General features: G+C 66.2%; 18 protein-coding genes. 6 read left to right on the forward strand and 12 right to left on the reverse strand.

The window, feature by feature from the left end; all coding sequences use genetic code 11:
* Positions 1-464: 464 nt before the first annotated feature.
* From KF759_RS13210 to KF759_RS13230, 5 genes are all read right to left on the reverse strand, one after another.
* Positions 465-716 (reverse strand): SemiSWEET transporter, encoded by a 252-nt coding sequence (locus KF759_RS13210; RefSeq protein WP_291226282.1) that lies wholly within the window; start codon positions 714-716, stop codon positions 465-467.
* A gap of 46 nt (positions 717-762) precedes the next feature.
* Positions 763-2,076, reverse strand: coding sequence for an amidohydrolase family protein (locus KF759_RS13215; protein ID WP_291226284.1), 1,314 nt, complete (start codon positions 2,074-2,076; stop codon positions 763-765).
* Between the two features lie 159 nt (positions 2,077-2,235).
* Positions 2,236-2,568 (reverse strand): hypothetical protein, encoded by a 333-nt coding sequence (locus tag KF759_RS13220; RefSeq protein WP_291226286.1) that lies wholly within the window; start codon positions 2,566-2,568, stop codon positions 2,236-2,238.
* 1 nt (position 2,569) lies between these two features.
* The gene (locus KF759_RS13225; RefSeq protein ID WP_291226288.1) at positions 2,570-3,958 is read right to left on the reverse strand and encodes a tail fiber domain-containing protein; all 1,389 of its coding nucleotides are present in this window, start codon (positions 3,956-3,958) and stop codon (positions 2,570-2,572) included.
* 296 nt (positions 3,959-4,254) lie between these two features.
* Complete coding sequence (locus KF759_RS13230; protein WP_291226290.1) at positions 4,255-5,643, reverse strand: hypothetical protein; 1,389 nt, start codon at positions 5,641-5,643, stop codon at positions 4,255-4,257.
* A gap of 202 nt (positions 5,644-5,845) precedes the next feature.
* Between KF759_RS13230 and leuS the strand changes: the two genes are divergently transcribed.
* Entirely contained in the window at positions 5,846-8,587 is a 2,742-nt protein-coding gene (leuS, locus tag KF759_RS13235) for a leucine--tRNA ligase (protein WP_291226292.1), read from the forward strand.
* Between the two features lie 38 nt (positions 8,588-8,625).
* Here the strand turns inward: leuS and KF759_RS13240 are convergent, their stop codons facing one another.
* Positions 8,626-9,987, reverse strand: coding sequence for a Gfo/Idh/MocA family oxidoreductase (locus tag KF759_RS13240; protein ID WP_291226294.1), 1,362 nt, complete (start codon positions 9,985-9,987; stop codon positions 8,626-8,628).
* Positions 9,988-10,129: 142 nt separating this feature from the next.
* On the opposite strand from KF759_RS13240, the gene lptE reads away from it, so the two are divergent.
* Genes lptE through nadD form a run of 3 tightly spaced genes read left to right on the forward strand, consistent with a single transcriptional unit; the run spans position 10,130 to position 12,329 of the window.
* Positions 10,130-10,630, forward strand: coding sequence for an LPS assembly lipoprotein LptE (gene lptE, locus KF759_RS13245; protein ID WP_291226295.1), 501 nt, complete (start codon positions 10,130-10,132; stop codon positions 10,628-10,630).
* Positions 10,631-10,659: 29 nt separating this feature from the next.
* A complete protein-coding gene (holA, locus tag KF759_RS13250; protein WP_291226297.1) occupies positions 10,660-11,679 on the forward strand; it encodes a DNA polymerase III subunit delta in 1,020 nt (339 codons plus the stop codon).
* On the forward strand, positions 11,676-12,329 hold the full coding sequence (nadD, locus tag KF759_RS13255; RefSeq protein WP_291226299.1) for a nicotinate-nucleotide adenylyltransferase: 654 nt from the start codon (positions 11,676-11,678) through the stop codon (positions 12,327-12,329). Before holA ends, nadD begins: the two co-directional genes overlap by 4 nt.
* 598 nt (positions 12,330-12,927) lie before the next feature.
* Here the strand turns inward: nadD and KF759_RS13260 are convergent.
* The 6 genes from KF759_RS13260 to KF759_RS13285 form a co-directional block, all read right to left on the reverse strand.
* On the reverse strand, positions 12,928-14,943 hold the full coding sequence (locus KF759_RS13260) for a DEAD/DEAH box helicase (RefSeq protein WP_291226301.1): 2,016 nt from the start codon (positions 14,941-14,943) through the stop codon (positions 12,928-12,930).
* A gap of 107 nt (positions 14,944-15,050) precedes the next feature.
* On the reverse strand, positions 15,051-16,550 hold the full coding sequence (locus tag KF759_RS13265) for a right-handed parallel beta-helix repeat-containing protein (RefSeq protein WP_291226303.1): 1,500 nt from the start codon (positions 16,548-16,550) through the stop codon (positions 15,051-15,053).
* Positions 16,551-16,600: 50 nt separating this feature from the next.
* The gene (locus tag KF759_RS13270) at positions 16,601-19,012 is read right to left on the reverse strand and encodes a right-handed parallel beta-helix repeat-containing protein (RefSeq protein WP_291226305.1); all 2,412 of its coding nucleotides are present in this window, start codon (positions 19,010-19,012) and stop codon (positions 16,601-16,603) included.
* Between the two features lie 138 nt (positions 19,013-19,150).
* Positions 19,151-22,207: a CHAT domain-containing protein gene (locus KF759_RS13275; protein WP_291226307.1), complete on the reverse strand. Its 3,057-nt coding sequence runs from the start codon at positions 22,205-22,207 to the stop codon at positions 19,151-19,153.
* A 75-nt stretch (positions 22,208-22,282) separates the two neighbouring features.
* Positions 22,283-23,851, reverse strand: coding sequence for a serine/threonine protein kinase (locus KF759_RS13280; RefSeq protein ID WP_291226309.1), 1,569 nt, complete (start codon positions 23,849-23,851; stop codon positions 22,283-22,285).
* The gene (locus KF759_RS13285) at positions 23,848-24,414 is read right to left on the reverse strand and encodes a sigma-70 family RNA polymerase sigma factor (RefSeq protein ID WP_291226311.1); all 567 of its coding nucleotides are present in this window, start codon (positions 24,412-24,414) and stop codon (positions 23,848-23,850) included. The genes KF759_RS13280 and KF759_RS13285 overlap by 4 nt, the downstream gene beginning before the upstream one ends.
* Before the next feature lie 358 nt (positions 24,415-24,772).
* On the opposite strand from KF759_RS13285, the gene rsfS reads away from it, so the two are divergent.
* Complete coding sequence (gene rsfS, locus KF759_RS13290) at positions 24,773-25,180, forward strand: ribosome silencing factor (RefSeq protein ID WP_291226316.1); 408 nt, start codon at positions 24,773-24,775, stop codon at positions 25,178-25,180.
* Positions 25,181-25,237: 57 nt separating this feature from the next.
* Complete coding sequence (gene rlmH, locus KF759_RS13295) at positions 25,238-25,708, forward strand: 23S rRNA (pseudouridine(1915)-N(3))-methyltransferase RlmH (RefSeq protein ID WP_291226313.1); 471 nt, start codon at positions 25,238-25,240, stop codon at positions 25,706-25,708.
* Positions 25,709-26,832 lie beyond the last annotated feature (1,124 nt).

Consider the following 26,832-nt stretch of genomic DNA (forward strand, 5'->3'; position numbering starts at 1 on the left):
TATGCGGTCACGGTGCAGGCCCAGCCGAGCGGACTGGTCTGCTTTGCGCAGAACGCCAGCGGCACGATTGCGGGCGCCAATGTCACCAACGTGGTGATCGACTGCAGCGACCGCATCTTCGCGGACGGCTTCGAGACGCCCTGAAGTCACACTCAGCGTGAACTTTGCAAGCCGCAGGCCTCGTGCCTGCGGCTTTTTTCTTGCTGAGTCGGGCTGCAACGTGCAGGCTTCCAGCGCAGGGCGCACGTTGAAGCCTTCACTTGGGAAGGATCGATCGCGAGTTCACCTCACGCCTGCACTGAATGCGTGGCACAACGCGCAAGATCCCTGTCGGCGCCTCGCCACTGCTGCATGAGGCAATCTTCAGTGGAATCCGCGGGAGGTGATGGCTGGCGCGTTGAGCGTCACGGCCTCGAGATCCTCGGACGGCAGGCTGCGGCGGGCGCCGCTGACTCGGCCGGGATTCAGCCGTAGCGGAGTTTGAGGGCGAGGATCGTCGCCGCGAGCGCAAAGGTGATCGCGTTGGAAACGATCATCGGCCACGAGCCGAGCAGGATGCCGTAACCGAACCAGCAGGCGATGCCGATCGTGAACAGCGCGTACATCCAGGTCGAGATGCCGCGCGTCTCGCGGGTGCGGATCGCGCGGATCGCCTGTGGCACGAACGAGATCGTGGTGAGTGTCGCGGCGAGGCTGCCGAGCCAGTGCGCGTTCATCGCGGCAGATGCAACCGACGTGCGGTCGGGCACGCCGATCGCAGGTTCACGGCAGCAGGTCCTTGCCGCCTTGCTTGTAGACCACGCCATCCTTCATCACGAAACCCACCTTCTGCATCAGCGTGATGTCCTCGAGCGGATTGCCATCGACCGCGATCACGTCGGCGAGCTTGCCGGCTTCGACGCTGCCCAGATCGGCGCTCTTCTTGAGCAACTCGGCGGCATGGGTGGTCGCGGCCTGCAAGGCATACATCGCGGGGATGCCGGCCTCGACCATGTACACGAATTCCCTGGCGTTCTGGCCGTGTGGAAACACCGCGGCGTCGGTGCCGAAGGCAATCTTCACGCCCGCCTTGTAGGCCTTGCCGGCGGTGCGCTGGATGATCGGGCCGACCTTGGCCGCCTTGAGCGCGACCTGCGGCGGGTAGTAGCCGGGAACCTTGGCCTTTTCCTCGACATACTTGCCGGCAATGATCGTCGGCACGTACCAGGTGCCATGTTCCTTCATCAACTTCATGTCGGCATCGTCCATGAAGGTGCCGTGCTCGATCGAATCGACGCCGCCGACCACTGCGCGCCGAATGCCTTCGGCGCCATGCGCATGGGCGGCGACGGTGAAGCCGTAGTCGTGCGCGGCCGCGACCACGGCCTTGATTTCTTCGAGCGTCATCTGCGGGTTGTCGGCGCTGGTGCTTTCATCGAGTACGCCGCCCGAAGGCATGATCTTGATCAGGTCGGCGCCGTCCTTGTAGTGCTGGCGCACGGCTTTCCAGGCATCGTCGACGCCGTTGATGATGCCCTGCTTCGGGCCGGGGTCTCCGGCGAGGTCCTTGCGGTAACCGTCGGTGCCATCGGCGTGCCCGCCGGTCGATCCGATCGCGGTGCCGGCGGTGAAGATGCGTGGCCCGGGCAGCACACCGGCATTGATCGCGTTGCGCAATGCAATCGACTCGCCGTCATTGTCGGCAAGGTTGCGCACGGTGGTGAAGCCGGCTTCGAGCGTACGCCGCGCGTAGACCGTCGAGCGGATCGCGTAGTCGGCGATGTTCCAGCGGAACTGGTCACTGTAGCCGGTCGGGCTGGTTTCGCCGGTCAGATGCGTGTGACTGTCGATCAGGCCGGGCAGGCAAGTCGCATTCGACAAGTCGATTGTTTGCGCGCCGGGCACCGCGCTGGTGCCCGCTCGCACTTCCTTGATGCGCTTGCCGTCGGTGATCACGGTACTCGCGCCGAGCAGCTTTCCGTTGACGGTATCGAGCAGATGCCCGCAGTGCAGGACCGTTGCCGCGGCAGGTGGCGTTTGCGCGTGGGCAAGGGTCGTAGCAAGGGCGAGCGGAAGGACGGCAGGCAGGATGCGCATGGCGGGAGTCTCCGGAAGGACACGCCATGCTAACGATCACCTGCGCCGTTGCCTATGCCGAAAGATGGGGCAAGGCGTGACGGCTGTTGCGGCCGTGGCCGGACCCGGAATCGACCGGGCCCGGTCATGGCCTTGGCGTTCACTCGCTTCGATCGGGCATCAAGGCCCTTCGAATCCATCCTTGAAGATGGTGTCGCCGTAGCAGACCAGCGGCGATACCGCGAGACGAGCAATGAGCGCAAAGCCACCGGCCTCCTGTACCGGTGGACCGGAGCTGCCGGAACTCAGGCGTGATTTGAGTTCGAGCCCATTGCCGCGCGCGGTTGGCGCAGCGGTGGGTACGAGGCTGGCCGAAATCGAGAAGCGTTGGCCACTGTTGGTGGCGGGCAACCCGGGCGCGGCCTTGGTCGCGGCGTTTGCTGCAATGGCGCCGGTGACAAGCACCAGCGCGAACAGGACGCCGCCGCAAGTCTTGTGCGAAGGCATACCCATGTCATTCTCCCCGTTGCGCTTCCAGCTTGGCCAGTCGGGTTGCGAGTTGATCGACGCGCTCCTGCAGCGCCGCATTGCGCGCCTTGAGATCGGCATTCTCGCTGGCAAACTTGCGATTGAGACCCTGGATCGCCGCGAAAGCGACGCCACTCTCATCGACCGAGCCGATGTACTTCTCGTTGCTGCCCAGGCCAAAGGCCGCGGCAAAGTCCTCGGCGACCGGGCCCATGTGCTGGCCATCACCGCGATTGCCCTTGTAGTACCAGGTCTTGACCGGCAGCGCGACGAGCTTCTCGAGCACGGCAACCGGATCGATCGCCGCGAACGAGTCCTTGAACGTGCGACTGGAGGCATTGGTCCATACGCCGGTCGACGACAGATAGGCACCGTTGCCATTGCTGGTAGTGGTGCCGACATGGATCGGGGAGGTTGCCGATGCGCCATTGAAGCCAAACAGCGCATAGCCTGCGCTACTGTAATTCACACGCAGGATATTGCCGTAGTTGAGCGATCCTGCCGAGGGCGAGTACAGGCCGGCGATGTTGAGGTAGCCCACGGGTTCGGCGTTGATGTTGAAGCCGTGGTAGCCGCTCGCTCCGGGCGTGCCGGTGATGAGGCTGATGTCGGCATTGCCAGCGGGAAGGCCGGCCGAGGGTGCGATCGTCAGCTCGTCCATCAGTGCATTGCCATTGGCGGCCTTGCCGGTGTTGATGCCCACGCCATGCTCGGCGGCGATTACGACCTGATTGGTCGCAGTGTCGCGGACGGTGGTACCAAAGGTCGCGTCGCTGCTTCCGCCAATCACGGTCGATCCGCTGAACATGGTGCCGGCGTTGTAGCCGATGGCAGTGGAATACTGCACGCCGGTGGCCGGGCCATATGGAAAAGCCAGGCCGACGTTGCCACCCGGATAGACCAGCGCGCCATTTTGATTGTTGGCCCTGATTACGACGGCACTGCTGTCCGCGGTGCCCAGGTAGCTGCCGGGGGGATTGCCCGCGTTGCCATCAAGCGTCCACGAGCCTGGACAAGCCGTGCCTTCAGGTGCGACCGGCGAGCGGTTGTCGAGCTTGACGAACTGGCCGCCACCGGCTTTGACGCTCACTTCCAGCCAGGCCTTGTCGACGAGCGGTGCGATCGGGCCGAAATTGACCTCGGATACGAAGTTGCCGTCCTTGACCGGCACGCCGTAGAGCGTGATGGGCCCGGCGATTTCCCGGCCGCCTTGCGCGGCCGAGTAGAGGGTCAATTGCAGGTCATAGCTGCCGTTGGCAGCCTTGCCCGCGTCCTGCAATTGGCCGTGGTAGGTGAAAGTCTGGGCGGATGCGGTGCTCGCGATCCCCAGCCCGATGGCAGCCGCGAGCGCGGCGCGCAGCATGTGCGATTGCATGATTCCCGTCTCCTGAGTTCAAGGAAGGACGATCCTTCCGAGCGAAGTAAACGGAAATCGAGGCACACAACTGACATCCGATTCATCGACAGCAGCCAGGGCAGGCCTCAGTTCGACCTCCAACGGATTGGCATCGGGCTTTCAGCTGTTGCTCCACGGCAACAAGCACGGGCATGCCTGACGAAAAGCGCTATCGGGCACGCCAAATGCATGGGCCTGCGCAAGCGGGTGCAGGCCGCCGTCGATGCGCCGCCGGCCATCCCTGGCCATGTCGGTGCCAGCGCGCGGTTGCGGGTTCAGCGCTTGAAGAGGTTGCGCAGCACGCTGCCCGGGCCGGGTCGCTCTTCCTCGTTGCGCTGTTTGCGCTCGTTGCGGCGCGAGCGATCGGAACGGCCATCGCTCATGTCGGCGTTTTCCTGTCCGAGCATGTTCATCGCCACCGACTTGTTGCGCACGCGCACCGACCATTCCGGCGTCCACGGCGTCTTCGGATTGGCCGGGCGCGGCGGATGCACGATGTTGAGCTCGTTGCCATAGGCGATTGCCTGCAGCATCGCGCCTTCGCTCTTGGCGAAGATGCCGGCCGGCACGTCGCAGTCGCTCTGCTTGGCGGGCAGCAGCACTTTCTCGCCGAGCCACTTGTCGATGTTCGCATTGGAGACGTAGTCCATCAGGCCGAAGCCCGATTCGGGCGGCTCGGACGAACTCCAGATCACCATCTCCGGATCATCATTGTGATCCTTGCCGCCGCTGATCGCGGTGAGCAGATAGGCGCGCGCGGTAGGCAGCGTCTGCCAGCTCACGTGCACGCTGTCCTTGAGGTCGCCCGCGGAGTCGACCTTGAGGCTGGGCATGAAATCCTGATCGTGGCCGAGCGTGAAGCTCATGCTGGCCGGTACGCCCTCGCCGCTCAGGCTGTGCTGGCCCGCCAGCGAGGCATCGCGGCGGATATGCGAGTTTTCGCGTTCGTTGGGCCAGATCGCGTAGCCGGCTTCGGCACGCGCACCGCGATCCTTCACGCTGCGGCCCTGCATGAAGTTGGTGTAGTCCTGCGTGGAGAGTTTGCTCATGTCGAGGATGCGCGGCTGGCCTGCCTTCACCTGCTTGCTGCAGCCCCAGTAGAACAGGATGCGGCCGCGCGGACGCTCGGGATAGCTCGCTTCATCGCTCGAACCGCTCACGCTCTCGCGCGGCGGCGTGACCAGGTGCAGCGGGTTGGCGCCGACATCGGCACGATCCGGGATTTGCTGGGTTGCCGAAGTGCCGGCCGGCCTGGCGCGCGTGTACAGCGCGATGTCGAGCTGGCGACCGATGCCGCCCATGCCCTTGGTCTGGCCGAAATTGCCCACGCCCTTGGCATGCCGACCATCGCGTCCGGTCATGCTGGTGCGACCCATCATGCCGCCCATCATCATGCCCGCCATGCCGTCCATCTCGGGCAATTCATCCATGCCCATCATCGAGTAGGTCGCCACGTCCATCCAGTACAGCACGGGTGGCGTGGCGCTTTGTGCACTGGCCTTTGCGGCCTGCGCGTGCGCGATCGGGGCGGCGAGTGCGAGCGCGATGCAGGCGACCAGCGCCGCAGTCGCGGTACCTGCCATCGCGCGGGCGGGACAGCCTCGGGTGTTTGCGCCGGCAAGGGTCGTGGGCGAGGGTTTGGAGGTCGAAGCGCGGAAGTGCATGGGGCAGGTTCCTCGATGGTGGTCAGACAAGGGGATTCACTTTTCGATACGCAAAAAGGCCGCGTGATTCGCAATCACGGCCTCTGGCGCAGCGTGCCGATCGCCAAGCCTGCGCCGCCGTGGCAGGGGAAACAAGCGCTTGCCTTTCCTCGCATGCTGCGCTGCGATAGGCTGCACGATCCGATCAGGAATTCCTTGCCCCATGTCCCAAGCGAGCGACGCCCCGACCTGTTTCGAGGCATATGAACCCAAGGCGGTCGAAACCGCCGCACAGCAGTTCTGGACCCAGACCCGGGCGTTCGAAGTCAAGGAAGTGCCGGGCAAGCCGAAGTTCTACTGCCTGTCGATGCTGCCGTACCCGTCGGGTGCGCTGCACATGGGCCATGTGCGCAACTACACCATCGGCGACGTCATCAGCCGCTACCAGCGCATGCAGGGCAAGAACGTGCTGCAGCCGATGGGTTGGGACGCCTTTGGCCTGCCCGCCGAAAATGCCGCGATCAAGCACAAGACCGCGCCGGCGAAATGGACTTACGCCAACATCGAGCACATGCGCTCGCAGTTGCAGACGATGGGCTATGCGATCGACTGGTCGCGCGAGTTCGCCACCTGCAAGCCCGAATACTACGTGCACGAGCAGCGCATGTTCGTGCGCCTGTTCAAGCAGGGCCTGGCCTATCGCAAGAACTCGGTCGTCAATTGGGACCCGGTCGACCAGACCGTGCTCGCCAACGAGCAGGTGATCGACGGGCGTGGCTGGCGCACCGGCGCGCTGGTGGAGAAGCGCGAGATCCCGCAGTGGTTCCTCAAGATCACCGATTACGCCGATGAATTGCTGGCCGGGCTGGATCGGCTGCCGGGCTGGCCCGATTCGGTCAAGACCATGCAGCGCAACTGGATCGGACGTTCGGAAGGCCTCGAAATCCAGTTCAAGGTCGAAGGCGAGGCAGAACCGCTCAAGATCTTCACCACCCGTCCCGACACGCTCATGGGCGTGACCTATCTCGCCATTGCCGCCGAGCATCCACTCGCACGCGCGGTGGCCAAGGACAAACCGCTGGTCGCTGCCTTCATCGAGGAGTGCCGCCACGGCGGCACCGCTCAAGCCGAGATCGAGACCGCCGAGAAGCGCGGCATCGACACGGGTCTTTCGGCGATCCATCCGATCACGGGCGAGCGCATCCCGATCTGGATCGCCAACTTCGTGCTCATGGGCTACGGCACCGGCGCGGTAATGGCGGTGCCGGCGCACGACCAGCGCGATTGGGAGTTCGCCAGCAAGTACGATCTCCTGATCAAGATGGTGATTGTCAGCGACGGCGTGCTCGATGCGATCCGGGAACTCGGCCGCGATGCCGCCGACAATACCGACGCGATGAGTGCAGCGCTCGGCGCGAGTCGGGCGATCGACGTGTACGAACCGGCCGGCGCCGAGGAAATCGTCGAAAGCTTCGAGCGCGACATCATCGAGAAGGGCGCTTTCACCGAGTACGGCACCCTGGTCAATTCGGGCGAATACGATGGGCTCGACTTTCGCGCTGCGTTTGATGCACTCGCGACACGTTTCGAGAAGGACGGCACCGGCGCACGACGCATCAACTATCGCCTGCGCGACTGGGGCGTGTCGCGCCAGCGCTACTGGGGCTGCCCGATCCCGATCATCCATTGCGCCAAGTGCGGTGCGGTGCCGGTGCCCGAGGATCAGTTGCCGGTCGTGCTCGACGAGAGCGTGGCCTTCACCGGGCTGGAGTCCTCGATCCGCACCGATCCATCCTGCCTGCAGACCGCCTGCCCGCAGTGTGGCGGTGCGGCGCAGCGCGATGCCGACACCTTCGACACCTTCATGGAATCGAGCTGGTACTACGCGCGCTACACCTCGCCCGGCGCGCCGACGATGGTCGATGCGCGCGCCAACTACTGGCTGCCGGTGGACCAGTACATCGGCGGCATCGAGCACGCGATCCTGCACTTGCTGTATTTCCGCTTCTATCACAAGCTGCTGCGCGACGCGGGGCTGGTGCAGTCCGACGAGCCGGCGACCAACCTGCTCTGCCAGGGCATGGTGATCGCCGAGACCTTCTATCGCGAAGCAGCCGACGGCTCGAAGGACTGGATCAATCCGGCCGATGTCGAAATCCAGCGCGACGACAAGGCGCGCGTGGTCGGCGCGATTGCGCGCGCCGATGGCAAGCCGGTTTCGATCGGCGGCATCGAGAAGATGTCCAAGTCCAAGAACAACGGCGTCGATCCGAAACAGATGGTCGACAAGTACGGCGCCGACACCGTGCGCCTGTTCTCGATGTTTGCCTCGCCGCCCGATCAATCACTGGAATGGAACGAGGCGGGTGTCGAAGGCATGTCGCGCTTCCTGCGCCGTTTCTGGCGCGAGGTGACGACGCATGCCGCCGCCGGCGCCGCGGCCGCGCTCGATCCGTCGGCACTCGATCCCGCGCAGAAGACCCTGCGCCGGCAGACCCACGAGACGATCCAGAAGGTCTCGATCGACATCGGCCAGCGCTATGCCTTCAACACCGCGATCGCCGCGGTGATGGAGCTGCTCAATGCATTGGGCAAGTTCGACGACGCCAGCGCGCAGGGGCGCGCGGTACGCCACGAGGCGCTGGCCGCGATGGTGCTCCTGCTCAACCCGATCGTGCCGCACATCGCGCATGCGCTGTGGCAGGTGCTCGGCCATGCGCAGACCCTGATCGAGGATCAGCCCTGGCCCAAGGTCGATGCGGCCGCGCTGGTGCGCGACGCCGTCACACTCGCGGTACAGGTCAATGGCAAGCTGCGCGGCACGATCGAGGTCGCAGTGTCACTGGGCAAGGACGAAATCGAACGACTCGCGCTGGCCGAACCCAAGGTCGCCGAGTTCGTCGGCGGCGCGCAGCCGAAGAAAGTCATCATCGTGCCGGGCAAGATCGTCAACATCGTGGTGTGAGGGGCGCGGCATGCGTTTGAGGCCGCGCCGGCGCGGCCTCAGTAACGATCGTCGAATGCGAAGATCGGCTTGCGCGTCTGCCACGCGCCTTCGGTGAAATCGGGGAAGGGCAGGGTGCGATAGCCTTCGGCGATCGACTGTTCGGACAGCGGCGTGATCGCGCTCCAGGCAACCGCGTCGTAGATGTCGATGGGCATCGGTGCGCCGGCCTTGAGTGCCTCGATGAAGGCATGCACGACGAACCAGTCCATGCCGCCGTGGCCGGCGCCGGCCGCCTGCGCGGCGTACTTCTTCCACAGCGGATGGTCGTACTGGTCGTAGTACTTCTGCGCTTCTTCCCACTTGTGCGGCGGGCTCTTGCCTTCGATGTGGATCGAGCGGTTGATGTCCATCCACAGGCCGTCGGTGCCCTGCACGCGGAAACCCAGCGAATAGGGGCGCGGCAGCGAAGTGTCGAGCTGCAGCATGATGGTCTCGCCGTTCTCGCAGCGCAGCGTGGTGGTGACCAGATCACCCAGTGCGAACTTGAGCTTGGCATTGGGGTGGTTCGGCCCGCCCTTGGGATGCTTGAGGATGTAGTCGTGCAGGCCGCGCGACTTGCTGGCGAAACTGTTGAGATGGGTGAAGCGATTGCCGCGATGGATGTTCAGATACATCGCGCACGGTCCGATGCCATGACTCGGGTAGAGGTCGCCATTGCGATCGATCGCGTGCTGGGTGCGCCACTGCGCTTCGGAAAATCCCTTGGCGCCATATTCGACGCCGCTGTCATAAGGCTCGTCTGGATTGCCCGAGTTGAAGCGCACGCCGCGCAGGTCGTGCTGGTATCCGGCCTGCAGGTGCACCAGTTCACCGAACAGGCCCGCGCGCACCATCTGCAGCACGGCCATCACGTCGCGCCGGTAGCAGACGTTCTCCATCAGCATGTAAGGCGTGCCGGTGTGCAACTGGGTGCGCAGCACGTCCCAGTGGTCCTTGAGCGTGATGCCGGCGACGACTTCGCAGGCGACCGCGATCTTCGCTTCCATTGCCGCGATCGCCATTGGCGCATGCCATTCCCAGGGCGTGACGATGAACAGCGCATCGATGTCCTTGCGCGCGATGAGTTTCTTCCACGCCTGCACGTCGCCGTTGCCGCCGATCACCGCGGGCTTGCGCCGGCCGGCCTTGGCGATGATCGCCAGCGCCTTGTCGAGCATCACCTGCTGGGTGTCGCAGATCGCGGTGAGTTCGACGTCGTCTCGGCTGAGCAGGGGGCCGAGCTGCGACTGCCCGCGCAGGCCGGTGCCGATCATCGCCACGCGCAGCTTCTCGCGCGGCTTGCCGGCAAAGCTCAAGGAAGGTGCGGCGAGGCTGGCGGCGCCGAGCAGGGAAGTCTTGAGGAAGTCGCGGCGTTGCATGACAAAGCTCCGATGCGGGTAGCGAGCGGCCATGATGCCGCGGAATGGCGCGCCGTGCATGCGCAAGCAGGCTCGCGGGCAGGCCGCCCGGCACCGTATGATGCGCATTCCCTTCGTCCAGCCCGACCCGCCGGAAATCCGCATGATCCTGCATCGCCTGTTGCCCTTCCTGTTCGCCGCCGTCCTCGCGGGTTGTGGTTTCCATCTACGCAAGGAAGCGAGCCTGCCGGCGAGCATGCAGCGTGTGCATATCGAGATTGCCGATGCCTCGAGCGAATTGGCACGTGGCCTCGCCAAGGCGCTGCCGCGATCGGGCGCGCAGCTCGTCGAGCAGGCCGGGCCGGGCGTGGCGACGCTCAAGATCAGCAGCAATGCGCTCAACACCGAAGTGCTTTCGGTCGGCGGCAATGCGCGCGCGACCGAATACGCGATGCGCTATCACGTGGAGTTCGAGGTCAATGACGCCGCGGGCACCGCGCTCTTGCCCAGGCAGACCATCGATCTCAGCCGCGATTTCACCTTTGATGCCAGTCAGGCCTTGGGTGTGTCGGCTGAAACCGACCTGCTGCGCGAGGAACTGCAGCGCGACATGGTCGCGAACATCCTGCGCCGCCTGCAGGTGCTCGGTCAGGGCGAGCACTGAGCGGTGCAGCCGGCTTCAGTGCGATAGCGATGGCCACCAAGCTCGCCGCCTTCCACAAGCAGCTTGCCGCAGGCGAGCTCAAGCCGGTCTATCTGCTTGCGGGTGCCGAGCACCTGCTGGTGATCGAAGCCGCCGATGCGCTGCGCGCGCGCGCCAGGGCGCTGGGCTATCTCGAACGCGAAGTGCTCGATGTCGAAGCCAATTTCGACTGGAACCGCCTCGTCGATGCCGGCCAGTCGCTGTCGCTGTTCGCCAGTCGCAAACTCATCGACCTGCGCCTGCCCACTGGCAAGCCCGGCAAGGAAGGCGCGGCCGCGCTGATCGAGTTCTGCGCTGCACCGCCGCCCGACACCGTGCTCATGGTCACTGCCAACGACTGGAGCGGCAAGCACGAAGGCGCATGGTCGAACGCGATCGATCGCGCTGGCGTGTTCGTGCCGGCTTGGCCGCTCAAGCGCGAGGAATTACCGGCCTGGATCGGTGCGCGCGCGGCAGCGCGAGGTCTTGCGATCGAGGCTGAGGCGATCGAACTGCTGGCTGATCGGCTCGAAGGCAACCTGCTCGCGGTGGCGCAGGAAGTCGACAAGCTCGCGCTGCTGCATGCGGGCAGTACGCTCGACGTCGCCACGCTCGAAGCCAGTGTTGCCGATGATGCGCGCTACGACGTGTTCCGCCTGGCCGATGCCGCACTCGCGGGCGATGCGACGCGCGCGCTGCGCATCGTCGCCGGTCTGCGCGAGGAGGGCGAGGAGCTCATTCCGATGCTTGGCTGGATGCTGACCCAGCTCCGTGTGCTCGCGCGGGTCGGTGCCACCGCCAATCCCGAAACCGCCTTGCGCGGCGAACGCATCTGGCCCGCTGCGCGCGAGGGCCTGTTCCGACGCGCGCTCAAATGCGGCGATGGCCCGCATTGGGAGCGCTGTCTAGTGCAGGCCGGCAAGATCGACCGCATCGCCAAGGGCCGCGGCGAAGGCGATGCCTGGCGCGAGTTCGAGCGCCTGATCGCCGCGATCGCAGCGCCGCGTCGCGCGCAGGACCTGCTCGCGTGAACGAGGAGCGTCCGCTGGCGCTGCTCGGCGGGACCTTCGATCCGATCCACAACGCGCATCTGCGCGTGGCCTGGGAAGCCGCGGAACAGCTCGATGCTGATGTGCGGCTGCTGCCGGCACGGGTGCCGCCGCATCGTGAGCAACCCGTCGCTAGTGCGCAGCAACGTGTCGCCTTGGTGCAAGCCGCGTTGCGCGGGCAAGATCGGCTCACGCTCGATGCGCGCGAACTGCAGCGCGAGGGGCCTTCCTACACGATCGACACCCTGATCGAAATCCGCGCCGAGATTGGTGAAGTGCGTCCGCTGGTGCTGTTGATCGGTGCCGATGCGTTCGCGGGCCTGCCGAGCTGGCATCGCTGGAGCGAACTCTTCGCCCACACCCATATCGGCGTGCTCACGCGCCCCGGCCACGGCAGCCAGCTGCCGACCGAACTGCGTACCAGGATCGCCTCGCGCCGCGCGACCGACGCGCGCGCGCTACGCGAATCGCCAAGCGGGCGCGTGCTGTGGCTGCCGGTCACACCGCTGGAGATCTCGGCAACGCAGGTGCGAGACTTGCTCGCCGCAGGTCGGGAACCACGCTGGCTGGTGCCCGACGCATTGTTCGCCGATCCGGCGCTGCTCGGGCCGTATCGAAGCGCGCAAGCCTGATTCAGGGCGAGACCGATCAAGCCGCTGCCCGACACTTGCGCCCGATGGCATGAGCAAGACCTGAGACGGGAACGCCCCACGCCGCGCCGGATCGAGTGAACAAGGCCAAAGCCAAAGCCAAAGCCAAAGCCTGAAACACGGAGCACACGGAGCACACGGAGGAAGATCTAAAGCAACACGAAGGAAGATCAAGAGCAACACGAAGGAAGATCAAAAGCATTTCTTGTTCATCTTCTGCTGGCGCTGCTTCACTTTCGTGTTCTTCGTGTTCTTCGTGTTTTTCGTGCACTCCGTGTGCTCCGTGTTTCAAGCTCTTCCATGCTTTCCACCCTTGCGCCGCCGTGGGCGTCTCCATCTCGGACGCGGGCGACAAATGGCATAAGCAAGACCAAAGGCTGGAACGCCCCACGCCGCAGCGGGTCGAGTGGACAAGGCCAAAGCCAAAGCCAAAGCTAAAGCCTGAAACACGGAGCACACGGAGCACACGGAGGAAGATCAAGAGCAACACGAAGGAAGATCAAGAGCATTTCTTCTTCTTCATCTTCTGCTGGTGATGCTTAACTTTCGTGTTCTCCGTGTGCTCCGTGTGCTCCGTGTTTCAAGCTCTTCCATGCTTTCCACCCTTGCGCGGCGCAGGTCGCTTGGGTCGCTCGAAGCCGCCAGGCTTCCCCTTCTTGACCACCGGCAGGCCCCTGGGTATGCGCGGCTTGCCGAAGTCGGGTGCCTCGCCGCCGCGCGTGATGCGCAACTGCTGGCCGGACACCCACACCTTCTTGAGGTGCTTGAAGATTTCCGCTGGCATGCCCGATGGCAAGTCGACGAAACTGTGGTCGCCGTGGATGTCGACGCGGCCGATGTACTTGCTGTCGAGGCCCGCTTCGTTGGCGATCGCGCCGACGATGTTGCCGGGTTTGACGCCGTGGTCGTGACCGACTTCGATGCGGAAGGTTTCCAGACCCTCGTCGGGCACGTGGGGCGCGCGTTCGCGGTGTTCTTCGCGCGCACGGCGCTCGCGCTGCCGACCTTCTTCTTCCTCGCGGTGGTGCGAACGCGGTGGCCGCGTCTGCGTGCGACCGGCGCCTTCGTCGTGTGATGTGGCAGCGGTCGGCGCAAGCGCCGGCACGAACGCAGGCGCCTGGGTTTCGGCGACGGGTCGTGGACGCGGTTCGGGTCGCTCGGCGAATGGTCTTTCGCGCGGCACGGCACGTTCGTGTTCACGCGGCGGACGCGGAGTACGTTCGCGTGCCGGACGCTCCGGCGCCATGCTGCGCGCGGGCGGCTGCATCAACAAGGGACGATCGCCTTGCACCAGCTTTGCGAGCGCCGCCGCGATCTCGATCGCGGGCACGTTGCGCTCCTGCTCGAACTGCTCGATGAGCTGGCGGAACACGCCCAGATCCTCGGCCGCCAGCGCATCGGCGATGCGCTGCTTGAAGCGGCTCACGCGCTGGTCGTTGACCGCCTCGACGCTGGGCAACTGCATCTCCGCGATCGGCTGACGTGTGGCGCGCTCGATCGCCTGCAGCATGCGCTTCTCGCGCGGCGCGACGAACACGATCGCCTCGCCGCTGCGACCGGCACGGCCGGTGCGACCGATGCGGTGCACGTAGGCTTCGGTGTCGGTGGGAATGTCGTAGTTGAGCACGTGGCTGATGCGATCCACGTCCAGTCCGCGCGCGGCAACGTCGGTGGCGACGAGGATGTCGAGCTTGCCGTCCTTGAGCTGCTGGATCAGGCGTTCGCGCTGCGCCTGCACGATGTCGCCGTTGATCGCGGCGGCGTCGAAGCCGCGTGCCTGCAGCTTCTCGGCGAGTTCCTCGGTGAGCTGCTTGGTGCGCGTGAACACGATCATCGCCTCGAAGGCTTCGACTTCGAGGATGCGCGTGAGTGCATCGAGCTTGTGCATGCCGCTGACGTACCAGTAACGCTGGCGGATGTTGGCCGCGGTGGTGGTCCTGGCCTTGATCGCGATCTCGACCGGATCGCGCAGGTGCTCGCGCGCGATGCGCCGGATCGGTGGCGGCATGGTCGCCGAGAACAGCGCGATGCGGCGCGATTCCGGAGTCTTCTGCAGCACCTTCTCGACATCGTCGATGAAGCCCATGCGCAGCATTTCGTCGGCTTCATCGAGCACGAGGGTGTCGAGCTTGGAAAGATCGAGCGAGCCGCGTTCGAGATGATCGATCACCCGACCCGGGGTGCCGACCACGACATGCGCGCCGCGCTTGAGGCCGCCGAGCTGCGGCCCATAGCTCTGGCCGCCGTAGATCGGCAGCACGCGAAAACCGGGCAGGTGGGTGGCGTAGCGCTGGAAGGCTTCGGCCACCTGGATCGCCAGCTCGCGCGTGGGCGCGAGCACCAGCGCCTGCGGCGCGGCCTTGGTGAGATCGAGCCGGGCGAGGATCGGCAGCGCGAACGCCGCGGTCTTGCCGGTGCCGGTCTGTGCCTGGCCGAGCACGTCGCGGCCTTCGAGCAGGGGCGGGATCGTCGCGGCCTGGATCGGCGAGGGCGTCTCGTAGCCGACATCGGCCAGCGCGGCAAGGAGCGGCTGCGGCAGGCCAAGCGCGCTGAAAGGCGGGGTTTCCACGGGTGTCTCGCGTTCGGCGTCCGACATGCGCTGGGGCGGTCGTGCCGCACAGGAAAGGCGGCATAGTGTAGCGCACCGCGCGGTAGTGTCGCTCCGGGTGGCGTGATGGTCGCTGTCGGTGCCCGCCGTGTCGATCAATCGAAGCCGTCGGCGAAGATCGTGTCGTTCAACGTGTAGGTGCGCCCTTCACTGAACTCGGAGGTATTGCCATCGGCATCAACCGCGAGCGCGCTGATGTGACGGCCGACCAGACTGACGCTGTCGCTGATCGCCAGGTGGAACTGGACCGCTCCGTTGTTGCCGGCCGGCGCGTTGACGATGTCGACTTCACCATAGCCCAGGTAATCGCGGCCTTCGCCGTGCAGGCTCGGGTCGAGCAACGTGTCGGCATAGAACTCGATTACGTAATGGCCGTTGGTACTTTGCAGGAAGCCGTTCACGGTGCCGCCCAGTTCGCCGCCGCCGGCGCTGTCGAGAACCGGGTAATTCAGCAGCCGGTTCGGCGCTCCGGTCGGCGCGATGGCGTCGTTGTCAATGGCATCCACGCCTTCGACGCCGAGGTCGATGCCCAAGCCGCTGTTGTCGTGCATCGAGTTGGCTCTCAGTTCGTTCAGCGGGCCGGCATCGGGCAGCGAAATGCCGTCGCCGTCGTTCCAGGCGATCGTGTTGAGCGCCACGAAGTTGCCGGCGGCGCCGGCGGCGATGCGTATGCCCTCGCCCATGTTGCCGAGGTTTTCGGTGCCTGGTGGGCACGGTGGCGGGAAACACGCCGTGAAACTCTTGACGCCGATCTTGTTCAAGCTGACGTAGTTGGCCGCGGCGTTGGCGCCTTCGATGCGGATCGCTGCGCCGCTGTTACCGGAAACCACGTTATCACTGATTTCGTTCGACAGGTTCGCCACGAAGATGCCGTTGCCATTGCTGGCCGCCGCGTTGCCGCTGCGCGTGGTGCCGATGAAGTTGTTGCGCACGAGGTTGCCGGCGCCGCCGTACAGCGCCACGCCCGTGCCGTTTTCCGAAATCACGTTGCGATCGGCCGCAGCGGTGCCGCCGATGAGGCGCGTGGTCGCGATGTAGGCGGTGCTCGCCTGGACGCGGATGCCGTTGTAGTGGTTCGTGCGCCGAGTGACGCCGTCGGCGTCGAGGCCGATGAAATTCCCGGCGATGGTGTAGTTGCCGCCTTCGATGCGGATGCCGTCGTTGAAGCCGCCGATCGACAGACCGGACACGTCGAAGTTCGCCGAGATGTCGATCGGCGCGAAGCGCAGGCCGTTTTGCACCGTGTCGCCGCTGATCGTGCGCAACTGGATGCAGATCGTCGCGTTGTCGCCGAATTCGCTGCTGTTCGCGCTTGCGCCGGGCTGGGTGTAGCCGCGGATCGACAGCGAATCGATGATCGCCGGCAGCGGCGTGGCGTCGCCCAGCGCGATCGTGCGTGGACAGTTGCCACTGATGTTGAAGCCGATGATGTCGGCACCCGGATTCGCGTTCGCGTCGGTGATGGCTTGGGCGAGGCTGCCCGGGCCGTTGGCGAGGGTGTTGGTGACGATCCAGATGTTTGCGCGGGCGGATTTCGGCGCACCAGCCAGCCCCAGGGCGATGCCGGTGATCAGAGCGAAAACGAAACGGTACATGCATGCCTCCAGTTGTCGCGAACGATTGCGCCATGCGCGCAGGGTGGGTTTCAGGGAATCGCAGGATCGAAGCCGTCGGCGAAGATGATGTCGACGAACTGGTGCGCCACGCAGGCGCTGAATTCCGAGGTGTCGCCCAGGCGTGGCCATGCGTCTTGAGCGACGGCAAGGGCGGTGATCTCGCGCCCGACCAGACTGGTGGTGTCGGCGATCGCCAGGTCGAACGTGGTGCTGCCATTGGTGGTCGCGGTCGCATTGCCGATGGTGGCGATGCCGCTGCCGACGAGTTCACTGCCTTCACCGTGCCCGCTTGCGTCGCAGGTCGGGCTCGCGTACAGCTCGATCCGGTACTGGCCGTTGATCGTCTGCAACTGCCCGAGCACATGGCCGCTGGTGTTGCCGCCGCGCGAGAAGGCCAGTTCCGGTGCGTTGAGGCCGTGGTTGGGCGTGCCCGCCGGCGTGGTGGGGTCGTTGTCGATCGGATCGACACCCGCCACGCCGAGGTCGATGCCTAGGCCGTCGTTGTCGTGGATGCGATTGTCCCTGATGCTGTTGCCGGCGCCGGTGCTGGTGATGCCCACGCCCGCACCGGTATTCCATGCGATCGTGTTGTCCCGGAGCTGGTTGTCGCTCGCCGTGTCCCTCACCTGCACGCCGGCACCGCCGTTGCCGAGCGCGTAGTCTGGCGTGCATGGCGGCGGGCAGAACGCGAATGCCTTGAGGCCTATGCGGTTGTCCGAGACGTTGTTGCTGTCGGCGCTGATCGAGATGCCGGCGGCGCTGTTGCCCGAGATCACGTTGTCGCTGACCTGGTGAAATGGCGTCAGCAGGTACACGCCGATTGCGTTCGGGCGCGCGACGCCGCCGGACGAGCTGGTACCAATGAAGTTGTTGACGATGAAGTTGCTCTGGTCGGCGTCGATGCGCACCCCGGCGAGGCCGCCGGCGATCACGTTGCGCTGTGCATCGTCGTTGCCGCCGATCGTGCCGTAACTGCGACCGCTGACATCGACACCGGCGTAGCTGTTCGCGCGTGCGCTGCTGCCGTCGGCGGCCAGGCCGATGAAGTTGCCCCAGATCGAATAGCCAGCGCCGTTGTCGGTTTCGACGTGGTCGATGAAGATGCCGCGGTTGAAACCGCCGATGGCCAGGCCCGACACGTCGAGCGAATCCTGATCCGTCGCCGGCCGGAAGCGCAGCCCGTTGATCACGGTGTGGCCACTGGCTTCCACCAGTTCGACGCAGATCGTCGCGTTGTCGATGAGCAGACTGCTGTTCTGCTGCGAGCCGGGCTGGCTGTAGCCGCGGATTGATACCGCATCGGTGATCGACGGCAGTTCGGTGTCGAGCGCGATCGTGCGCGGGCAGGTGCCGGGAATATTGAAGCCGATGATGTTGAAGGCAGGATTCGCGTTCGCGTCGAGGATCGCCTGGCGCAGCGAGCCGATGCCGGCATCGTTGGTGTTGGAGACTTGCACGATGGTCCCCCCCGAGGCATCGTTCTCGTAGGCGCCTCGGTCGATCTGGCCGCCGGCCACGCGCACGCCACCCTGGATATCGAACGCGGACAGCGGGACGGGCGTGTTCTGCGTGCCGCTGTCGCGCGCGGGCGAAGCAAACTGCAGGTTGTAGTCGGAGGCCGAGACGAACAGCGGATTGGCCGACGAGTTGTCGGCCGAACCGGGCAGGTAGGTGCCGCTGTGCGTGCCCACGGTGTTGTTGAAGGCGTACACCGGTTCATGGAGATCCAGATCGACATAGCCGCTGGCGTTGCCGTGGAAGATGTTGTTGTACAGGTAGGTACTGCCGTTGGGATTCAAGATCGACACCCCCTTACTGGCGCTGGCCGTGATGGTGGTGTTGAGCAGGTCGATGCGCATGCCGTCGTTGAAACCACTCAGCGACAGGGCGGCGTTGAAGACAGCGCCACTCATGCGTGCGAACAGGCTGTTGGAGATTTCGAAGCGCGCATTCCCGTCGGTGTTCATCGCGATCTCGATGCTCGCGCTGTCGATCACGCGCACGTGCTGCCAGCGCAGGCGCACATCATCGCCGCCGATGTCGATGGAAAGCGGCTTGGCGAAGTTGGCCAGCGTCAGGTTGCGCAGGGTGAGGCTGCTGCCGCCGGCCACGGACAGGACAGACAAGCCGCTGCCTGTGCCGCTGCCGTCGAGCACGCTGCTGGCGGCGTCCCGGGTGGTTTGCGCGCTGCAGTCGGCGTTGTAGCCGCCGACGATGGTGATGCCTTCGGCGTGATAGGGATTGCTGGCATCGTCGAAAGCGGTGCCGGCAAGGTGGAAGGTCCTGTTCGCACCCAGTCGGATCGTGTGCGTGCCCGGAGTGATTTCCTGCACGGAGAGCGCGGTGGCGAACTGGCTGTCGTCCTGCACACAGAAATCCATGGCCCGGGCCAACGGCGTTGCCAGCAGGGCGACAATGATGAATCCGAATCTGATGCCCATGGGGCGCGTTTCCGTGGAAGAACAAGGACAGGAACACGCCCACGCGCAGGAACCGAACAGCGATCGGCACTGCACGACAGCAATCGGGTTGCGCGGAGTGGCGCAGATGCGCCGACGTCATCAAGATGCTGAGTGCGATCAGCGCCAGTCGCCGCTGGCGGTGAAAGCTGCCCAGTAGTAGGGATGGATCGACTCGCCACGCGCGCGACGAGTGGCGAGCACCGCGCGTTGCGCGCTCGCCAAGGCGTCGGCGGTGCCGAGATTGCGCTCGTAGCGGGCGCGGTAGAACTCGCGCGACCATTGCGCGGTGGCCACATCATCGACTGGCCAGAGGCTGGTGACCGTGGTGCGCACGCCAGCGAGGCGAAATGCGCGGGCGAGTCCGAACGGTCCTTCGTAACGGCGTGGCCGACCGCTGGCGGTGGAGCAGGCGGCGAGCACCGCCAGTTGGGTGTGGCCGAGGTCGAGCGCGGCGATCTCCTCGGCGCTCAGCAGACCATCGTCGTCTACGTTGCCGGTGTTGCCCGCGGCCAGCAGGAGGGCGACTGGCGCCAGACTCGGGGTGTTGGCGGCCAGCGGTGAATCGGCCGCCAAGGATGCACCGCGCATGGCGAGCGCATCGCCGGCGCTGTCGCAGTCGCCGCCCAGGGCGATGCCATGGGTGCCAAGGTGGAGGACGTTCGCGCTGCCAGCCGCGCTGCGCAGTCTGGCTTCGGTGGCGTCGGTGCCGACCAGCAGGGTCGAGGTCGCGTCGGGGCCAAGGCGCGTGCGCCAGTAGTGGTCGAGGTCGGTGCTTTCGCTGCGTGCGCCGGGCAGGGCCGCCAGACCCTGCGCGCACTGTCGTGCGCGCGGCGGCAGCGCAAGCGGTGACAGGCTTGGATCGGCGAGCGCGAGCAGGTGCGGCGCATCGCGCGACGGGGCCGGCGCGAGCAGTTCACGCTCATGGTTCAGGATGTGGGCACGAAAGCCGCTCTCGACCAGAGGGCATGAAGACTTGCCCGTTTTCGCGGACTTGCAGCGAGGATCGGGCAGCGCGCCCCAGGGCAGGCGGTACAAGGAATCAGTCGGAACGAGCAGCCAGTGCTGGCCAGCGCCCGCTGCCCGCAGCGGTTGCCAGAGGAGCTTGCCCAGTTTCCTGCCACGCTCGTCCAGGGTGGCGAGCGCGACGTCGCGATCGGCCAGGGACGCGACCCAGGCATCGCCCGTTTGCGTGATCGCGTCCAGCGTGCCCAGCCGCAGCGCCTGCACGCGCGCGCTTGGCTTGGCTAGCAGGAAGGCAAATACGTCGGGACTGCGCAGATCGGCCGCATCCCGGGCGAAGTCGCTGGGCTCGCGCAGGCGTGCGGTCGCGAACAGCACCAATGACTCGCTGGCCGGAAGCGCCTTGCGGATTTGGGCGAACGCGGGCGTGCGCGCCGCCAGCGCACTGCCCAGAGGCGTGGCAAGGGCGAGCGCGCGTTCGGCACTTTCGAGCCCTGCACGCGCCAGTTCGAATCCGGCTGGATCGGCCTGGCCCAGCTGGGCGCGTGCAAGATTCGCGCTGGCACTGCGCCATTGGCTCCATAGCTTGGCTGCCCCCGTGTCGCCGGCCGTGCGTACCGCAGCCAGACGCTGGGCCTGGATCGAAGTCAGTGCATCGCGCGCGGCCATGCTTGCCAGCCAGGCGCGTTCCAGGTGTGCGGGCTTGCCGCTCGCGGCGGCGATGGCGATCACCAGGTCCAGACTGGGTTCCTGGTATTCCTGCAGGTCGACTGATTGTTCTTCGCCGAGATGGCTGGCGGCCAGGCGCAGTGCTGCCTGACGGGTGTGTTCGGCGTCCAGTGCGGCATCGAGCGCTTCGTCCATGCGCTGTTGCCCCCACAGACTCGCCGCCAGCCCCATGCCCGGGAACAGTGCGCTGCCTTCGCTGCCGGCGCCGGCAGATTTCATGTGGCTCAACGCTTGGCGAAAGCCGGTCTCGGCTTCGGGGTAGCGTTTTTGCCAGATCTGCAGCATGGCGAGGTTGGCCAGCGGCAGGTAGTCGCCCGGATCGGTGCTGCCGCGCCGGCGCGCGATCGCGAGCGCCTGTTCGTACAGCCGGGCGGCATCCGCGAAGTTGCCGCTGTGCGCCTCGGCTTCGCCGTAGTTGTTGAGCAAGGTGGCAAGCGCCGGCGAATCGGCTCCGTAATATTTCTCGAACTGCGGGCGTACCTGCGCATACAACTCGATCGCGCGCGCGCGATTGCCGCGTTCTCGTTCGAGGTTGGCCAGCGAATGCAGCACCACCGCACGGGTCGGCCGGACCGGATCCGGGTCGCGGGCGGCGGCATCGAGCGCGGACTGGTAAGCCTCCGCGGCGCCGTCGATGTCGCCCGCCTGTTTGCGTGTCTGGCCGAGGTTGAACCAGATTGTCGCGATCAGGCGCTGGTCGGTCTCGGCCAGCGCGCGCTGGATTGCCAGCGCCTGTTCGAGCCGTTCGATGGCGGTGCCGTAGTCGCCGACCATGCGCGCTACCTGGGCGCGGTAGCGCAGGGCATGGGCGTATTGCGCGCTGCGGGCGCCGAAATGGCGCTGGGCGATTTGCGTGGCATCCGTCATCGCGCGGACGGCCTCCGGCTCCCGACCCGCAGCGATCAGTGCGCGGCTACGCTCCTCCAAGGCCAGCACCAGGGTCGCATCGTCTCCGGCCGCGCGGGCAAGGGCGATCGCGCGCGCGCTGCTGTCCAGTGCGGCGTCGGTCGCGGCCCTCTGGTTCTGGATCGAGGCGATGCGCGCGGCGATGCGTCCGCGCAAGGCATCCGGCCAGCGCAGGCGCGTCGCGCGTTCGTCGAGCGCCGTGGCAGCGGCCAGCGCGACATCGGCGTGGTTGCGCAATTGCTCCAGGTGCACGCGATCGAGATCGACCCTGGCGACGGCAGTGGAGTCCGCGCCGTTCGCGTGCGCGCGCAGCGCACGCTCGCGAGTGAGCCAGTCTTCCAGCTTGAGCGTATTGGGTCGATTGCAGGCCAGGGCGACGCGCGTGCGCAGGGCCAGCGCGTCGGCCAGTGCTGCATCACCGCGTGCGCTGGCCTGTGTCTGTTCGGCGTTGGCTGCGGCCGTGCCACAGGCGCCGCGGGCGAGGTCGTCCGCGATCGGGTCGGGCGCGCCTTGCGCCGCCATCGGCATGGCGGCGAGCGCGGCAAGCCATCCCACTGCCCGCAAGAATGCTGTGTTCATCGGCCCTCCCCGGGCCGAAGTTTATGGCAACTCTGATCAAGTGGCGCTGCTTGGGGCTGCGTGCACGCGTGTCGACTACCGGCTTGCCCGCGTGTTGAAGCGGTAGGCGATGACCTGGACGCGCCGCCGGTCGCCAAGCTCGCCGGCGAATTCATTGAGGAGGGCATTGAGATGGCGACCGTGCAGGGACACGTTGGTCAGTGGCGCGGAGCCGACCTGCGCAACGCCGCGTTGTGGTGCCTCGATCGATGCGGCGGCAAATCCGGCCAGTCGCTGCTCGAACCAGGGCAAGGGCGCATTGGCAAGCACGAGCACGAACTCCTCACGTCCGCCTGCGCTCGATACCTGCCAGGAGAGCGCGCGGCCTGACTGTTCGCCCGGCAGCATGGTCTGGCCGCGCGGCAGCGGATTGGCATGCGGCAAGCCGGCGAGCGGGAACAACACGTGGAAGCTGCCGGTTTCGTCCTCATTGAGGAGGTAAACCCAGGTCGGCCGATCGTTCTCGAGCTTGAGGTCGAGACGGTCGCCCACGGCGAGTGCATCGCCATCGCGCAACGCGACACCGGCCTGGTCGTGGGAGACAAGCGCCGCCTGCGGCGACCACGCAGTCCCTTCCGGTGCAGGCCAAACCACCCATGCGCCCAGTGCAATCAGCGCGATGCTTGCCGCGGCGAGCCAGCCACGGCGGATGCGCATTGGCGCCGGCGCGTTGCTGACGCTGGCGCGCAGCGCATCGGCAAACGCATGCGCCTGTGCATGACGCTGTGCGGGATCGACGGCAAGCGCACGTTCGATCACGCCAGCCACGCGCGGGTCCAGGTCGGGTAGCCGGGCGCGCAGGTCCATGCGTTCGTTGGTCGGGTAAGTCCCGGTGAGCAGGAAATACAGCAGCACGCCCAGCGCATAGAGGTCATCGGCAGCCGAACGCGGTGCGCCGTCGCGCGCTTGCGGCGACAGATAGGCCGGCGTGGCCTGGGTACGCAAGCTGCCGTCCAGTGCGTCCGGCGTGCCGGCGGCGCCGAGATCCACGAGCACGATGCGCCCGCCGCGTGCGCGCAACACGTTGCTGGCCTTGACGTCGCCATGCACGAGCCCGGCGGCATGGATCGCCCCGAGTGCCGCGCACAGTTCCAGACCGACATGCCGTACCTCGGCGCAGGAGAGCGGACCGTCGGCGGCGACGATGGCCTCGAGTGTGCGGCCATCGATCCATTCATTCCACAGGCCCGGGCGCCCGGCGTGGATCGCCGCGCCATGCACGCGCAGCACATTGTGGTGGGCGATCCGGGCGAGCAGGCGTCCTTCGCGCAGGAACTCCTCGCTGCGCAGTCCGGCGGCGGCTGCCTCGGGTCGCAGCAGCTTGAGGGCGACGGTCGTCGCCAGGCCCGAATCCCAGGCGCGATAGACCTCGGCGCTGGCGCCTGCGCCAACCTTGTCCAGCACGGCCAGTGGCCCCCAATGGAACAGCACCGGCGTCGGCGGCGCGCTGGCATGGCCGATGCGCCGGTAGGCGCTGCGCACTTCGTCGAGTACATGCAGCCCGTCGAGCATCGCGTTGTCGCGGATCGCGGCGGCATCCCACTCGATCGACTGGCCCTCGACCAGCCGGTCGACCAGCGCCCGCACCGGATCGGGCGCGTTCACTCGTGCCCACCGAGGCTGCGCGCGAGCGACTCGACCGAGCGCTTGATCGCCATGCGCACCGCGTCGGGCGTGGATTGCATCTCGCTGGCGATGTCTTCGTAGGTCATGTCGAACTCCAGGCGCATGATGACCAGCTCGCGGCTGCGCTGCGGCAAGGCCTCGAGCGCGGCTTCGTAGCGTTCCAGACGCTCGCGCCCGATCGCCTGTTCCAGCGGCGATGCCGCATCGTCCTCGGCGAAATTTTCATCCAGTCCCAGACTCTCGCCGTGCCGCGCAACGCGCCGGATCTCGTTGCGCAGGAGGTTGAGCAGCGCGCTGCGCAAGTAGGCAAGAAAGCTGCCCGCGCCGCCGTACTCGAACTTCCCGATCTGGTTCAACACGCGGAAGAGCGTGACCTGAACAAGATCGTCGGTATCGGTGAGATCACGGGTTGAAGACGGCAGCCGGCCATGGGCCCAGCGGCGCAGGATCGGCAGATAGCGCGCGGCCAGACGATCGCGCGCGGTTGCATCGCCGCCGCGCGCGCGGTCGAGCAGCAGGGCGGTTGTCTCCTCGGCGTGCATGGGCGCGCTTATAGCATGCCGCAATGGCCGGGCCGCGCCCTTCACGGGCGCGCGTCGATGGCTGGAGATTCGGCCTATACTGGCCACGCGCCGCACCGGCGCGCACGAATCGAGAGGTTGCTCCCGCTTGGCTACGTCGGAAACACGCGCCCGCCCGCGCAAGGCCGGAACCCCCAAGGCCGCCAAGGCCCCCCCGTCACGCGGCGCCAGCGCCGCCCGCAAGACCAGCGCCAAGCCGGTCAGTGCCGGGAAATCTGCCGCGAAAAAGGCGCTGCGCAAGGCGCCAGCGAGGACCACCACGGCCAGCGCCAAGCGCGCGGCTACGCAACCCATGCCGACGCGCCGCAGCGCCACGACGATGGCCAAGGCGGCTCCCGCCAAGCGCGCCGGCAAGCCGAAAGTCGCCAAGGTGCTCGACGCGTTTGCGCGACTGCGCAAGCTCGTGCTCGATGCGCTCGATGATCTCAAGGCGCAGAACGTCACCGAGGTCGATGTGCGCGGCAAGAGCTCGGTCGCCGATCTCATGGTGGTCGCCAGCGGCACCTCCTCGCGCCACGTCAAGTCGATTGCCGACGAGGTCGTGCGCAAGGCCAAGCAGTCGGGCAATCCGCCGATTGGCGTCGAGGGCCAGCGCGAGGCCGAATGGGTGCTGGTCGACCTGGGCGACGTGATCGTGCACGTGATGCTGCCGCGCACGCGCGAGTTCTACGGTCTCGAACGCCTGTGGAGCATCGGCCCCGACAGCGAGTGGCAGGCCACCGCCTGAGGTGGCCGCAGACCGCCACGGTCGGCTCGGTTCGGGCACGAGGATTGCGCGCGCATCATGAAGGCCAGTCTCATTTCGGTCGGTGAGCGCATGCCGGCATGGGTGGCCGAGGGCGTGGCCGAATACCGCAAGCGGCTGTCGCGCGATCTTCCGCTCGAGCTGGTGGAAATCCCGCTCGGTGCACGTGGCAAGGGACGTGATGACGAACGTGCACGCAGCGACGAGGGCGCTGCCGTGCTCGCCGCGCTCGGTCGTGACTGTCACGTGATTGCGCTCGATGTTGGCGGCAAGCCGTGGTCGAGCGAGCAACTGGCCGCGCAACTCGCGCAGTGGCGGATGGGCGGACGTGACCTGGCCTTCCTGGTCGGTGGCCCCGACGGTCATGCGGCACCGGCACTCGCGCGCGCCGACCAGCGCTGGTCGCTCGGGCCCTTGACCTTGCCGCACATGCTGGTGCGGCTCGTGGTGGTCGAGCAGCTTTATCGCGCGACGACGATTCTCGCCGGGCATCCCTACCATCGGGCTTGAAGTCTGTTTTTTTTTGCCTGTTTCGTGCGCAGCAGGTGTTTTGGTTCGCGCCGCCGCGGTGGGCCTGTCCTGTTCTTGCGGCTGCGCGTTGTCGTGTTCGCTTTCGCGAGAACCGACTCACGTCCGTATGGGTTCGTTTCGCATCCCTGCGGATGGGAATTTCGGCTTGCGCCGAGGTTTTGCGTTGTCCTGGTCGTGTTCGGCTGCGCGAGAACCGACTCACGTCCGTATGGGTTCGTCCCGCATCCCTGCGGGCGGCGACAGTCATTTTGGCATGCGTCGAAAGTTGGCCTCGGTAGCCTCCGCTGCGCCGAAGCGAGAACCGACTGGCGTCCATGCCTGTTCGTCCCGCATCCCTGCGGGCCGGTGGCTTTCTCTTGCTCGCCCAAGAGAAAGCCACCAAAGAGAACGGCGCCCTCACGGCCTTGGTCCCGCGCACATCGTGCGCGCGGGACTGCGCAGACGCGCTGCGGGGTTTGCCGACCGTGCATCCATGCACGCACGGCAAACTCGGCGCGATCCATCGCGCCGCCCCTGCGGGCCTGATCTGCGCGCGCCTGCCGCGGCCGAAAGGGATTGAGAAGCAAAGGCGCGGGCATCCTGCCCGCACACGAAAAATGTCGGATCCGGTGCTGCGCACCTTGATCCGACCACCGAGCCGTTCCGAAACGCGACGATGCCTTGGCTTTGGCGCGCAGGAGCGCGCTGCTTCCAATCCCCTTCAGCGGCGGCGGGCGATGGCCGAACGGCCCGCAGGGTGCGCGCGATGGAGCGCGCGCATTGCGCCGTCGGCACAGGGAGGTGCTGTCGGCGCAACCGGCCATCGCCTGCGGACCTTGCGCGCACGAGGCGCGCAAGGCGGCGCTGCCGGGGGTGTCCTTTCTTGGGGATACCCTTCTTTGGACAAGCAAAGAAGGGTATCCGGCCCGCAGGGATGCGGGACGAACAGGCATGGACGCCAGTCGGTTTTCGACGAGCCGAACAAGGCAAACACGTGACCAAGGCGCACGCCGAGTCCCCGACCGCAGGGATGCGGGACGAACCGGCACGGACGCCAGTCGGTTCTCGCGAAAGCGAACACGACCAAGACAACGCAAAACCTCGGCGCCAGCCGAAATTCCCAA

This window comes from Dokdonella sp., assembly GCF_019634815.1.
GTDB lineage: Bacteria > Pseudomonadota > Gammaproteobacteria > Xanthomonadales > Rhodanobacteraceae > Dokdonella_A.